Source organism: Magnetospirillum fulvum (assembly GCF_900108475.1).
Classification (GTDB): Bacteria; Pseudomonadota; Alphaproteobacteria; order Rhodospirillales; family Magnetospirillaceae; genus Phaeospirillum; species Phaeospirillum fulvum_A.
In genome coordinates, this window is record NZ_FNWO01000009.1 from 108,545 (window position 1) to 121,429 (window position 12,885).

General features: G+C 66.3%; 9 protein-coding genes. 3 read left to right on the forward strand and 6 right to left on the reverse strand.

Features of this window, described 5'->3' with window-relative positions:
* Positions 1 to 120 precede the first annotated feature (120 nt).
* Positions 121 to 2,763 (forward strand): alanine--tRNA ligase, encoded by a 2,643-nt coding sequence (gene alaS / locus BLW40_RS11545; RefSeq protein WP_074768693.1) that lies wholly within the window; start codon positions 121 to 123, stop codon positions 2,761 to 2,763.
* A gap of 91 nt (positions 2,764 to 2,854) precedes the next feature.
* Here the strand turns inward: alaS and BLW40_RS11550 are convergent, their stop codons facing one another.
* The 6 genes from BLW40_RS11550 to phaR all read right to left on the reverse strand — a co-directional run bounded on the left by BLW40_RS11550 (position 2,855) and on the right by phaR (position 11,176).
* Positions 2,855 to 4,714 carry a diguanylate cyclase gene (locus BLW40_RS11550; protein ID WP_074768695.1) on the reverse strand — a complete coding sequence of 620 codons (1,860 nt, stop codon included), beginning with the start codon at positions 4,712 to 4,714 and terminating at the stop codon, positions 2,855 to 2,857.
* 18 nt (positions 4,715 to 4,732) lie between these two features.
* On the reverse strand, positions 4,733 to 7,012 hold the full coding sequence (locus BLW40_RS11555; RefSeq protein WP_074768697.1) for an ATP-binding protein: 2,280 nt from the start codon (positions 7,010 to 7,012) through the stop codon (positions 4,733 to 4,735).
* A 128-nt stretch (positions 7,013 to 7,140) separates the two neighbouring features.
* Positions 7,141 to 7,992 carry an ABC transporter permease gene (locus tag BLW40_RS11560; RefSeq protein WP_074768699.1) on the reverse strand — a complete coding sequence of 284 codons (852 nt, stop codon included), beginning with the start codon at positions 7,990 to 7,992 and terminating at the stop codon, positions 7,141 to 7,143.
* On the reverse strand, positions 7,989 to 8,957 hold the full coding sequence (locus tag BLW40_RS11565; RefSeq protein WP_170834570.1) for an ABC transporter permease: 969 nt from the start codon (positions 8,955 to 8,957) through the stop codon (positions 7,989 to 7,991). The genes BLW40_RS11560 and BLW40_RS11565 overlap by 4 nt, the downstream gene beginning before the upstream one ends.
* A complete protein-coding gene (locus tag BLW40_RS11570) occupies positions 8,942 to 10,597 on the reverse strand; it encodes a peptide ABC transporter substrate-binding protein (RefSeq protein ID WP_074768701.1) in 1,656 nt (551 codons plus the stop codon). The genes BLW40_RS11565 and BLW40_RS11570 overlap by 16 nt, the downstream gene beginning before the upstream one ends.
* A gap of 45 nt (positions 10,598 to 10,642) precedes the next feature.
* Complete coding sequence (gene phaR, locus BLW40_RS11575; RefSeq protein ID WP_074768803.1) at positions 10,643 to 11,176, reverse strand: polyhydroxyalkanoate synthesis repressor PhaR; 534 nt, start codon at positions 11,174 to 11,176, stop codon at positions 10,643 to 10,645.
* Positions 11,177 to 11,327: 151 nt separating this feature from the next.
* Between phaR and BLW40_RS17980 the strand changes: the two genes are divergently transcribed.
* Both BLW40_RS17980 and BLW40_RS11580 read left to right on the forward strand, forming a co-directional pair.
* Complete coding sequence (locus BLW40_RS17980) at positions 11,328 to 11,762, forward strand: hypothetical protein (RefSeq protein WP_244511160.1); 435 nt, start codon at positions 11,328 to 11,330, stop codon at positions 11,760 to 11,762.
* Positions 11,710 to 12,816, forward strand: coding sequence for an alpha/beta fold hydrolase (locus tag BLW40_RS11580; RefSeq protein ID WP_244511162.1), 1,107 nt, complete (start codon positions 11,710 to 11,712; stop codon positions 12,814 to 12,816). The genes BLW40_RS17980 and BLW40_RS11580 overlap by 53 nt, the downstream gene beginning before the upstream one ends.
* Positions 12,817 to 12,885 lie beyond the last annotated feature (69 nt).

Sequence of the window (12,885 nt, forward strand, 5' to 3'; positions counted from 1 at the left end):
AGCATAGCACGGACGGTTGGGGGACGCCAAATCCTGGACAGGGCCGAGGGGCGCGGGGTAAAAAGACCGGCTTTATTCCGGCCCGGCCGTTCGCCACCGCCCCTTTTGTTCAGGACCGCCATGCAGACCGCCAACGACATCCGCTCTACTTTCCTCGGTTTCTTTGAGAAGAACGGCCACGCGGTCGTGCCGTCGAGCCCGCTGGTCCCGCGCAACGACCCCACCTTGATGTTCACCAATGCGGGGATGGTGCAGTTCAAGAACGTCTTCACCGGGGCCGAGAAACGCGATTACGTCCGCGCCACCACCGCGCAGAAATGCGTTCGCGCCGGGGGCAAGCACAACGATCTCGACAATGTCGGCTATACCGCCCGGCACCACACTTTCTTCGAGATGCTGGGCAATTTCTCGTTCGGCGATTACTTCAAGGACCACGCGATCGAGCTGGCCTGGACCCTGATCACCAAGGAATTCGGCATCCCCGCCGACCGGCTGCTGGTCACCGTCTATCACGATGACGACGAAGCGTTCGGCCATTGGAAAAAGATCGCCGGTCTGCCGGATTCCCGCATCATCCGCATTCCCACCTCGGACAATTTCTGGGCGATGGGCGATACCGGCCCGTGCGGTCCCTGTTCGGAAATCTTCTACGATCACGGCGACCACATCGCCGGTGGCCCGCCCGGCAGCCCCGACCAGGACGGCGACCGCTTTATCGAGATCTGGAATCTGGTGTTCATGCAGTACGAGCAGGTCGATAAGGCGACCCGCATCGCGCTGCCCAAGCCCAGCATCGACACCGGCATGGGGCTGGAACGTCTCGCCGCTTTGCTTCAGGGCAAGCACGACAATTACGACGTCGATCTGCTCCGCTCGCTGATCGAGGCCTCGGCCGATGCGTCGAACACCGATCCCGACGGTCCGTTCCGGGTGTCGCACCGGGTCGTTGCCGACCATCTCCGCTCGTCGGCCTTCCTGATCGCCGACGGGGTGCTGCCCTCGAACGAAGGGCGCGGCTATGTCCTGCGCCGGATCATGCGCCGGGCGATGCGCCATGCCCACCTGATGGGCGCGACCGAGCCGATGCTGTGGAAGCTGGTGCCCGCGCTGACCCGTCAGATGGGCGCGGCCTATCCCGAACTGGTGCGCGCCAACGCCCTGGTGACCGAGACGCTGCGGCTGGAGGAAACCCGCTTCAAGACCACCCTCGACAAGGGGTTGAAGCTGCTGGAAGAAGAAACCCAGCGGCTGGGCGCCAGCACCGAACTGGCGGGCGAAGTCGCCTTCAAGCTCTATGACACCTATGGTTTCCCGCTCGATCTGACCCAGGACGCGCTGAAGGCGAAGGGGATCGGCGTCGATACCGACGGCTTCGCGGTGGCGATGGAGCGTCAGCGCGCCGAAGCCCGCAAGGCGTGGGCCGGGTCGGGCGAGGCGGCGACCGAATCCTTGTGGTTCGAACTGCGCGAAAAGGTGGGCGCCAGCGAATTCCTTGGCTACGAGTCCGAACAGGCCGAGGGCCAGATCGTCGCCCTCGTCGTCGATGGCCAGTCGGTCGAGACCGCGCCGGTCGGGGCCAGCGTCGCGGTGATCGCCAACCAGACTCCGTTCTATGGCGAATCCGGCGGTCAGGCCGGGGATAGCGGCACCATCACCCTGGCCGGGTCAAAGGCGACGATTGCCGTCACCGACACCCAGAAGAAGCTGGGCGATCTGATCGTTCATTTCGGCATTGTCGCGGGCGCTCCGGTCGCGGTTGGGACCGATGGGGCTTTCGCGATCGACAGCGACCGTCGTGCCGCGACCAAGGGCCACCATTCCGCCACCCACCTGCTCCACGCCGCGTTGCGCGATGCCTTGGGCGATCACGTTACCCAGAAGGGCAGTCAGGTCGGACCCGACCGGCTTCGCTTTGACTTCGCCCACAACAAGGCGCTGTCGGTCGAGGAAATCCGCGCCGTCGAAGATACGGTCAACCGCCAGATTCGCGGCAATGCGCCGGTCACCACCACCCTGATGGGCCAGGACGAGGCGATCAAGGCCGGGGCGATGGCCCTGTTCGGCGAGAAATACGGCGACGAAGTCCGCGTCGTCGCGATGGGCGGGGCGGATAGCGGCCCGGCCTATTCGGTCGAATTGTGCGGCGGCACCCACGTCCGCCGTACCGGCGATATCGGCGGCTTCAAGCTGGTGGGCGAAAGCGCCGTTGCCGCCGGGGTGCGCCGGATCGAGGCGGTGACCGGCCCGGCCTTCCTCGCCTGGGCTCAGGCGCAGGAGGAACTGCTCCACCGTGCCGCCGATGTGCTGCGCGTCGCCCCCGCCGCTTTGCCGACCCGGATTGCCAGCCTGATTGAGGAGCGCCGCAAGCTCGAACGCGATCTGGCCGATGTCCGCAAGCAGCTTGCCACCGGCGGCAGCCAGGGGGCGGCGACCAGCTCGATCGGGGGCATCACCTATGCCGGTCGCGTCTTGGACGGCGTTCCCGCCAAGGATCTGAAGGGGATGGCCGACGAGATCAAGAAGCAGATCGGATCGGGCGTGGTGGCTCTGGCCTCGGCCGCCGACGGCAAGGCCTCGCTGGTGGTCGCGGTCACCGATGACCTGACCGCCCGCTTCAGCGCCGTCGATCTGGTTCGCGTCGGCTCGGAAGCGCTGGGCGGCAAGGGCGGCGGTGGCCGTGCCGACATGGCCCAGGCGGGCGGACCCGATGGCGACAAGGCCAAGGCGGCAATCGACGCGATCGCGACGGTTCTGGCGGGTTAGGGACGGGACAAGACCGGCGACCGGGTCGTCTCCCGGTTCGCCGGTCTTGCCGGTATAAAGACCGTGATGCGGGAGGCCCGCATCATCGTCGTTAATCGGCGGCGGTAACGCTGTTGCGGCCGCAATCTTTCGAGCGGTAGAGGGCGGCATCGGCCCGGGCCAGGGTCGCGTCGATGCTTCCATCGCCTTCGCCGCGGGCGGCACAGCCGAAGCTGGCGGTGAAGCGCAGGCTGCCGCCATAGGGAAGCGACACTTCCAGCGCCTCGATCGCGGCACGGATTCGCTCGGCGACGGAGAGGGATTCGGCGGCCGGGGTTTCGGGCAGGATCACCGCGAATTCCTCGCCGCCCAGCCGTCCGACCAGATCGCAGCCCCGCAGGCAGGATTGCAGCGTGTCGGCAAAGTCGCGGATCACCCGGTCGCCGACTTGATGGCCGTAGGTGTCGTTGATTTTCTTGAAGAAATCAATGTCGGCCATGATCACCGTCAATGGGTGGCCATAGCGGCGCGAGCGTTCGAATTCCAGGGCCGCCGTTTCCAGGAAATGGCGGCGGTTGGCAACCGAGGTCAGGTGGTCGGTGGTGGCGAACTGGCGTAATTCGCGCTCCATTTCCTTGCGCTGGCTGATGTCGTAGAGCCAGATCAAGGCGCAATCGTGACCGCTGACCTCCAGCCGCCGGGCCGAGAGCAGCCCCCAGAAATGGCCGCCTTGCGCCCGGTTGAGGCTGACCTCCAGGTCGCCGATCACCCCGTCCTCTCCGGCCAGGGCGGCCCCGACCCGGCTGCGGTCGGCGGGATCGGCGAACAATCCGCCCAGGGTGATGTCGCCGGTCTGGCCCGCCGTTAGGCCGAGCAGGTCGAAAAAGCGCGAATTGGCGAAGATCGGCTGGTCGTCCTCCAGCTTCAGGATCGCCACCGCGATCGGGCTGGCTTCCATGATGGTGAGCAGCCGGGCCTCGCGGTCGTGAAGGTCGCGGGTGCGCTCGATCACCCGCCGCTCCAGCACTTCGTTGTTCTGGACGATCCGGTCGATCATTTCCAGATTGTCGAAGCCGACCGAAATGTTGGTGCCGAACACTTCGAGCAGCGAGCGGTCGAGGTCTTCGAGCGGACGGTCGGCCTCGACATAGATCGCGACGTCGCGGAAGTTCGGCGTGCGCAGGTACAAGATGGTGTAATTCTCGGCGATCAGGGTCTCGCGCCGGGCCAGAACCAGACGGATCCGGTTGATCACCTCGGGATCGACCGTGTCGGGCGGGGCCGACAGCAGCGGCTCGAACTTGCCCGAGGCGGCGATGATGGTGAGGTCGGTGCTCTCGCACGGCTCGGCCTGGGTGCACAAGATGCCGCAGCCGGTGGTGCCGAGCAGGCCGCTCAACTGGGTCAGCACCCCGCTGGCGAACATCCGCATCGAGCGGCTTTGCATCAGCGAGGCCGAGGCGTCGATGATCTTGCGCAGCCCCTGACGCCCGGATTCCAGCGCGATCAAATCCTGATAGCCGCGCAGCGCGGTGATCACCGTAGTGTACAGCTTTTGCTGGGTCAGCTCGGTCTTGGCTTTGTAATCGTTGATGTCGTAACGCAGGATCACGTCCTGCTCGGGGGCCTGGCCGGGCTGGCCGGTCCGCAGCACGATCCGGACCTTGGTGTTGCCGACCTCGCCCCGGACATGCTCGACAAAGCGCAGCCCGGCATCGTCGGTCTCCATCACCACGTCGAGCAGGATCAGCGACACGTCGGGATTTTGCGCCAGCACCGCCTGGGCCTCGATGCCGGAATAAGCGTGGATGAACTCGATCGGGCGGCCCAGAAAGGTCAGGCTGCGGAGTGCCAGTTCGGTGATCGAATGCACTTCGGCATCATCATCGACGATCAGCACTTTCCAGCCCTGGCGATTGGCGGCGCTGTCGTCGCGTCGGGATTTCTTGTCGGCGAAAACCAGCTTGGCCATAGTAGCAAGGGCCCCCCTTTAGGCCACGTCGCGGACGCCGATCTTTTCGGCGATGCGGGGAAACACGATGGAAAAGGTGGTGCCGACCCCCTCGGCGCTATCGACCTCGATCCCACCCTTCAGTGTTCCGGTCACGATGTTGTAAACGATATGCAGCCCCAGTCCAGACCCGCCTGCGGTGCGCCGGGTGGTGAAGAACGGGTCGAAGATCCGGCCAAGGTTGGCCGAGGGAATCCCCTTGCCGTCGTCGCCGACCCGGACCCGGACCGAGGCAGCGTCCGGTTGGTCGGCGGTGATGGTAATCTTGCCGTGCCGTCCCCCCTCGAAGCCGTGATTGATCGCGTTCAACACCAGATTGGTCAGCACCTGGGACAGTCCGCCGGGGAAGCCGTCGATCTCAAGGCCCGAAGGGCACTCGACCCCGATTTCGATGCCGCTTTTGCGCAGGGCCGGATGCAGGCTGGTCAGCACTTCGTCGATATAGTCGGCCAGATCGAAGCAGCGGCGCTCGTCGCTGACCTGATCGACCGCGACCTGCTTGAAGCTCTGGATCAGCGAGGCGGCCCGCTCCATGTTCGACATCAGCAATCGGGTGCTGCGATTGGCGATATCGAGATACTCTTCGAAATCGCTCTGGCTCATGTCGTCGCTTTGGTAGAGCTTGCGGATGCGGTCGGTCTCGACCGCCAGGGTCGAGGCCCCGGTCAGGCCGATCCCGACCGGAGTGTTGATCTCGTGGGCGACACCGGCGACCAGCCCGCCCAGCGACGCCATCTTCTCGGCCTGGATCAGATTGTGCTGGGCCTCGCGCAGATCCTGGAGCGCCTTTTCCGCTCCGGTCTTGGCGTGGCGGAGTTCCTCCTCCATCCGGCGGCGCTCGTTGATCGGGGTCACGATCACCAGCACCGCATCCTGGTTCTGGAACACCAGATGGCGGGCCGACATCAGCGCCCAGAACGGGGTGCCGTCCAATCCGTGGCACTCGGCCTCGAATTCGTTGACCTCGCCATGGTCGCCCAAGGCGGTAATCAGCCGTTCCAACTCGACCCGGGGCAGCCACGACCCGGTTCCCTCGCTGCCCAGCAGGGCTTCGGCCGGTTCGTTGGCGTGGATCACGGCAAGATCGGACAGCCGCACCACCAGCAGAGGCGTGGAAATCGCCGCGATCAACTCGCGTTGCGCCTCGGCGGCGCGGGCCTGGGCCGCCATTTCCTGTCGTCTGGCACCTTCGGTCTGCAACCGCTCCAGCATCGTGTTGAAGGCGATCACCAGCCGCCCGATCTCGTCGCCGCTGTCCCAGCGGGCGCGCAGCGAATAATCGTTGTTGATGCGGACCTGATCGGCGACCTGGGCCAGGTCGGCGATCGGCTTGGCGATCCGCCGGGCCACCATCAGAACCAGAGTCAGGATCACCGACAGCAAGATTCCGGCCAGGGCGAAATGCTCGTACATCCGCAGGAAGAAACCGTCGATCCGAAGCCCGATCAGCCGGTTCAATTCGGTCGAGGCGGCGGTCCACGAACTTTTGGCTTCGGCCAGGGTGTCGTTGACCGCGCCGGTCAACTGGCTCCGCTCCTGGGCGGACAATCCATCGACGATCACTTCCGGGGCCATCGCCGCGTTGAGCCGGATCAGCGCCGCCGACAGCGGGGCAAAGCGGTCGGACAGCGCCAGCTTTAGCGACCCGTCGTGATTGCCGCGAATGCCAGCGGCGAGATCGTCCTCGATCCCTTTCGATATTGCCGACAATTGTCCTTGAAGCACCGCCAGCGTCGCGTGACCGCCCATTTCGGACCCGGTCGAGACGGTGGATTCATGGCGCAGCCGCGACAGGGTCTCGACCAGATCGGGGAAGCGGAGCACCACCAGCGACATCGTGTAATAGCTGTCGAGATCGGGATCGAGGATCAGATTCGACATGTCGCCGATCCGGGCGATCACTCGGTGCAGGGCGGCGATCGCAGGGGCGGCCCCGCCGCCATGGTCAAGAGAGCGAAGCGGATCGACCGCCGCTTCGACCAGCCCCGCCGTCTCCATTCCGGCCCCCAGCCGGGTTTCGGCCTCGCGCAGGTCGCGCACCCGCTCCTCGATCAGCCCGGGCGGTCGCTCGGACGCGAGGGCGGCGAACAGGGTTTCGCGGGCGCTGGCGATATAATCGATCCCGACCAGTTCGCGGCGAGCGAAATTGATCGACAGAAATTTCTCTTCGGCCAGACTGAAGCCAAGGAATATCACTGCGATCATATCAAGGGCGTAGATCAGCAAAAGCTTGTGGGAAACCTTAATGCGGGACAGCATGGGTCGGTGGCTCCACCTCGGTCGCGATATCGACGGACGCAAGGATCACGCCACTTCCCTGCGGGTAGATTCCGCTGGATCGCTCACCCTTTTGCCTTCTCTTTAAGCAGGCCTCTGCTCCTCTGCCTTCATCGGCGGCAGAGGGACGGGGCGAGCCGCCGTTGCAAGCCCTCGCCCAGCAGGTTAAAGGCCAAAACGGTGATGAAGATCGCCGCACCGGGCCAGATCGCCATCGCCGGGGCGGTCCAGACCACGTCCATCGCTCCGGTCAGCATGTTGCCCCACGAGGCCAGCGGCGGACGCAGCCCCAGGCCCAGGAACGACAGCGCGCTTTCGATCAAGATGACATGGCCGACCGAAAGCGTCGCGGCGACCACCACCGGCGAGGCGACGTCGGGCAGGATGTGGCGGACCATCACCCGCATCGGCCCGGCTCCCAACGCTTCGGCGGCGCGGACATGGTCGCGGGCGCGAACCGACAGGGTCGATCCCCGCACCAGCCGGGCCACTCCGGTCCAACTGACGCAGGCGACGATTATGGCCAGCCGCGCCACCGCGACCGGTTCCGAGGCGGCAAGGTCGGGCGGGATTCCCAACCGGACCGGGTCGGCGGCGGCCAGGACGATCAGCAGCGGCAAGAGCGGCAGCGCCATCACCCCGTCGGTCAGGCGCATCAGCGCGGAATCGATCCGTCCGCCGACATAGCCCGCCAGCAGCCCGATCGCGGTGCCGAACAAAGCCGCCAAGGTCGCGGTCAGCGCCGCCACTGCCAACGATACCCGGCCGCCTTGAACCAGCCGGGCCAGGACGTCGCGGCCCAATTCGTCGGTGCCGAGCAGATGGTCGGCCGAGGGCGGCCCCAGCCGGACGGCGAGGTCCATCGCCTCGGGATCGGGCAGCAGCAGCGGCCCGGCCAGCGTCGCGGCGGTCAGCAGTAGCAGCAGGGCCGCGCCCGCCAGCAGGGACAGCGGGGCCTTCATCGTCCCCGCACCCGAGGGTCGAGCTGCCAATAAGCGAGATCGGCCAGGACCGAGCCGACCAGGGTCATCGCCGTCGCCAGCAGCAAGCCCGACAAAGCCAGATTGAAATCGTTGCCCATCACCGAGGCATAGATCAGCCGTCCCATTCCCGGCCAGGCGAACACCGTTTCGGTCACCAGCGCGCCGGAAAACAGCCCACCGATCTCGAGGGCGACGATGGTGACGACCGGCAGCAGGGCGTTGCGGAGTTGGTGGCGCAGCAGGACGCGGACGGGGGAACAGCCCTTGGCGCGGGCGGTGCGGATGTAATCGCGGCCGGATTCGACGATCATCGCCGCCCGCATGTGGCGGGCGAATTGCCCCAGACCGGCCAGGGCCAGGGTGGAGACCGGCAAGGCGAGGTGGGCAAGGCGGTCGCCCAGGCTGTCCGGGCCGCCGATCGTGTTTAGTCCCCCGGCGGGCAGCCAGCCCAGGCTGACGGAGAACAGGACGATCAGCATCAGGCCAAGCCAGAACACCGGCACCGACACCGAGGCGAAGGCGAGCAGATTGACCAGGATGTCGGCGGCCGAACCGGGCTTTCTTGCCGCCCACAGTCCGAGCGGGATCGCGATCGCCAGCGACAGGGTCAGCGCCGAGACCATCAAGAGGGCGGTGTTGGCGATCGCGGGAAGCATCGCCGCCGCGACCGGCAGGGCATAGAGGCGGGAATAGCCGAACTCGCCCTGAAGGGCCTGGGTCAGCCAGCCCAGCCAGCGCTCGATCCAAGGGCGGTCGAGGCCGTACAGCGCCTTGAGGCGGAGCGCGTCGGCGGCGGTCAGGCGGGGGTCTCCGGCGATCATCAAATCGATCGGATCGCCCGGCATCAGCCCCATCAGGCCATAGACGACGAACGACATCGCCAGCAGAACGAGAGCGGACTGGCCCAGCCGCGAAACGACCGGACGGATCAGTCCCAGCGCCATTGCTCGACCCAATAGGGGCTGGGATCCTGGTGGCCGGTCGGAGACAGCCCGCTCATCCCCTTGGGCAGGATGAAGGGATCGGCGCGGAAATAGAGCGGCAGGGCCGGAAGATCCTCGGCATAAAGCCGTTGCAGGTCGCGCCACAGCGCCTTGCGGCGGGGACGGTCGGTTTCGATCTCGATCGCGTCGAGCAGCGCATCCATCTTCGGGCTGGCATAGCCCGGATAATTCTGCCCGGCCCAATTGTTGGCGGCGGTCGGGATCAGGGTCGAATGCAGCGTCGAGCGCGGCACGCTTTCGGGGGCGGAATACCAGGCGAACATCGCCAGATGGGGGAATTTGCGCTGGCTCACCGTGTCGCCGAACATCACCCGCGGCGGCTCGGTGCGGAGTTTGAGGTCGATCCCCACCTTGCGCCATTGCGCCTGGATCACCTGGGCCACCAACTCGCGCGAGCGGTTGCCCGCGGTGGTCAGCAGCTCCAGCGCCAGCTTGTCGCCCTGGGCGTTGACCCGGATGCCGCCGGGGCCGCTCCGCCAGCCCGCTTCGTCAAGCAGGGCGCTCGCGGCGGCGGGATCGTATTTCGCCGCAGGCACGTCCTCGGCGAACACCCAATCGAGTTGGGGAACCATCGTCGCCGCGACCGGCTGGCGGCCGTCGAACAATTGCCGGGTCAGCCCGTCGCGGTCGAGCGCGGCGAGCAGGGCGCGGCGCACCCGTCGGTCGGCCAGGATCGGCGAGGATAGGTTGACGTCGAGATGCTCGTAGACCAGACCGGGGCGGGTGATGAAGGTAAAGCGGCTGCCCTGACGCTTTTCCAGCGCCAGCGCCTGTTCCAGCGGCAAGCCCAGTTCGCCTGCGATCATATCGACGCCGCCCGACAGCAGGTGAGCTTCCATCGCCGCGCTGTTTTCGATCGTGCGGATCTGGATGCGGTCGAACCCCGGTCGTGGCCCGCTCCAATGCGGATTGCGGACCAGCAGGATGTGCGAGCCGCGTTCGAGTCCGGCGATGCGATAGGGGCCGTTATAGAGGCCGGGATTGGTGCTGTCCTGCTCGTAGGCGGTTTGGGTGCGATAGCTCTCTGGCGCGGCCTCGAAACGGGGCCGCTCGATATGGGCGGGCAACAGCCGCAAATCGTTGATCGCGTTGTAATCGAACGTCACCCGGTCGAAATGCAGGGTGAAGCGGCGGGCATCGAGGATCTCGACCCGGGTGATGCGGTTGAACAATTCGCTGTTCGACACGCCAGAGCGGGGGTGGCGGCCGACCGTCCAGGTAAAGGCGACGTCGGCGCTGCTGACCGGGGTGCCGTCGCCCCATCGCGCGTCGGCCTTCAAGGCGTAGGTGACGGCGATTCCCTTTTTCCCGCCCGGCAGGGTCTCGATCCGCGCCAGCCCGTTTTCCAGCGTCGGCAGCGTCTCGCACAACAGGCAGACCAGCGTCCACGAGGGATCGTAGGCGGTGATCGGGCGATGGACGAAGGCCAGGACATAGGTCTTGGCCAACATCGATTCGATCAGCGGATTGAGCGTCACCGGATATTGCGACAGGCCGATCGTCAGCGATTCGCGCGCCGGGGCGGCGATCGGCACGGCCAGGGACAGAATCAGGGACAGGATCGCGAGCGAACGACGCATGGCGGGCCTTTGGGCAGAGGTCCGGCGCGGGGCGGGCGCGGGGCGCTAGCGGCGGGGCGGGTCGGTCCGGGGAGTGTCGGCCTCGGGTTCCGCCGTCCCGGTCGGGACCGGATAAAAGGACGAGAACATCTTGACCGCCTGCTCGACGAACGCCTTGTTCTGCTTGGCGACCTCCTCGAACGGATTGAAGGGGAACAGCCCACCGCCCAGGGTGGTGCGCATGTAATCGCGCATCTGTTCCTCGTTCCGGGAAAACGCCTGCATGCTGTATTCGAGATAGCGCGGCACCAATCCGCCCAGCGAGTCGCCATAGAACCCGATCAACTGGCGCAGGAAGCTGATCGGCAGCAGGTTCTGGCCGCTTTTTCCTTCTTCCTCGACGATGATCTGGGTCAGGACCGACCGGGTGATGTCTTCGCCCGATTTGGCGTCGTAAACGACGAAATCCTGATTGTCCTTGACCATCTGACACAGGTGATCGAGCGTCACGTAGCTGCTGGTCGCGGTGTTGTAAAGCCGACGATTCGCATACTTCTTGATCGTGATGGGCGCCTTGGCGGCGGTCTGGGTCTCCGACATCTGGCTCTTCATCTCGACTGCGACGACAGGGCCTCATTGCCCTGTCATTGCCTCACCTTAACAGATCATGTTGCCCCGCGTCGATTGGCATCCAGGCTGATCTTCGATCAGGGGCGTGGTCAAAGCGGGGGGGCGTTGCTATACTCAGGCCATGACGGACCCGTCGCCTGAAGTCGCCGCCCTGGCGCGTCGCTATCTCGATTTGTGGCAGCAGCAGGTGGCCGCCCTCTCCTCCGACCCGGCGATGGCCGAGGCGGTGGCGAAAGGCGTGGCGATGATGACCGGCTGCGCCGCGGCGATGGCCGAGGCTGCCGGGATCGCGGTCGCCGCCACCAGCCCGAACAACAAGGCGCGAGCGGATGAGCCGACAGAGTCGCCCACGCCCCAGCCCGCCACCGGTCCCGCCGCCGCCACCACCCCGGATCGGGCCGCGTCCGTTGCCGCTCCTCCTGCTGACCCATCTGGCGACGCTGTTTGGCTCGCTGGCCGTCTGGCCGCTCTGGAGGAGCGGGTCGCTGTCCTGGAAGCCGCACTTGGCCGAACAGGCGGACCTGCTGAAGGAAAGCCTCGCCGCCGCCGGTCCTGAGGCTCCGGCCGGGTTCGAGACGGCGCTGGCCGCCGAGGCGGTGCGCCGTCACGCTGCCTTTCTGAACGGGATCGAGGCCTATCGCCGCCATCCCTATCGCCGCGATCTGCCGCCGCCTCCGATCGTCTGGAGCCGTGGCAGCACCCGTCTGCTCGATTTCCGTAGCGAGGCCGAGGCGATTCCCGCGGTTCCGGTGCTGGTGATTCCCTCGCTGGTCAACCGCGCCTATATCCTCGATCTGACCGAACGACGCAGCCTGATGCGCTATTTCGCCGCGCGGGGGCTGGCCCCGTTCCTGGTCGATTGGGATGCGCCCGGACCTGACGAACAGGGCTTTACCCTGACCGATTACGTGCTCGACCGGCTGGAGCCGATGCTGGACCGGGTCGCCGAATTATGCGGCCGTGCCCCGGTTGTCGTCGGCTATTGCATGGGGGGATTGCTGGCGCTGCCGCTGGCGCAACGCCGGCCCGGCAGCGTCGCGGCGCTGGTCTTGCTGGCGACGCCATTCGATTTCGTCGCCGGGCGGAGCGAAACCGCCGCGCTGGTGCGGGCGCTGGAACCGGCGCTGGGGGCAATGATTGACGGCGCGGGATGCCTGCCGGTCGATCTGCTCCAGGCGCTGTTCGCCGGGCTCGATCCCGGCCTGGCGGCGCGCAAATTCACCGCCTTCGCCCACACAAAGCCCCGCAGCGCCCGTGCCCGCGAGTTCGTCGCGCTGGAGGATTGGGCCAATGACGGGGTGCCGCTGGTGGCGGCGGTGGCGCGCGAGTGCCTGTTCGAGTGGTACGGCGCCAACGCACCGGCGCGGGGGGAATGGCGGATCGACGGTCGTCCGGTGCTGCCGGAGGAGGTACGGGTGCCGACTCTGGCGATCGTGCCGGGGCGCGACCGCATCGTGCCGCCGGATTCGGCGCTGCCGCTGGCGCAGCGAATTCCCCATGCCCGGCTGTCGGTGGTGGCGGGCGGGCATGTCGGGTTGCTGACCGGGCCGCGGGCCCGCAGCGATGTCCTTGGTCCCCTGGTTCGCTGGATCCGTCGTCGATACCCGTAACGATACGGTGTTGCATGACATATGAGCAAGGCAGTATTACGATAATAGCAGTTCTGTCTATCAGTGGTG

Bases quoted from the DNA above. Each gene is read 5' to 3' on its own strand.
- alaS (WP_074768693.1), top strand. From the start codon at position 121: ATGCAGACCGCCAACGACATCCGCTCTACTTTCCTCGGTTTCTTTGAG.
- BLW40_RS11550 (WP_074768695.1), bottom strand. From the start codon at position 4,714: ATGGCCAAGCTGGTTTTCGCCGACAAGAAATCCCGACGCGACGACAGC.
- BLW40_RS11555 (WP_074768697.1), bottom strand. From the start codon at position 7,012: ATGCTGTCCCGCATTAAGGTTTCCCACAAGCTTTTGCTGATCTACGCC.
- BLW40_RS11560 (WP_074768699.1), bottom strand. From the start codon at position 7,992: ATGAAGGCCCCGCTGTCCCTGCTGGCGGGCGCGGCCCTGCTGCTACTG.
- BLW40_RS11565 (WP_170834570.1), bottom strand. From the start codon at position 8,957: ATGGCGCTGGGACTGATCCGTCCGGTCGTTTCGCGGCTGGGCCAGTCC.
- BLW40_RS11570 (WP_074768701.1), bottom strand. From the start codon at position 10,597: ATGCGTCGTTCGCTCGCGATCCTGTCCCTGATTCTGTCCCTGGCCGTG.
- phaR (WP_074768803.1), bottom strand. From the start codon at position 11,176: ATGTCGGAGACCCAGACCGCCGCCAAGGCGCCCATCACGATCAAGAAG.
- BLW40_RS17980 (WP_244511160.1), top strand. From the start codon at position 11,328: ATGACGGACCCGTCGCCTGAAGTCGCCGCCCTGGCGCGTCGCTATCTC.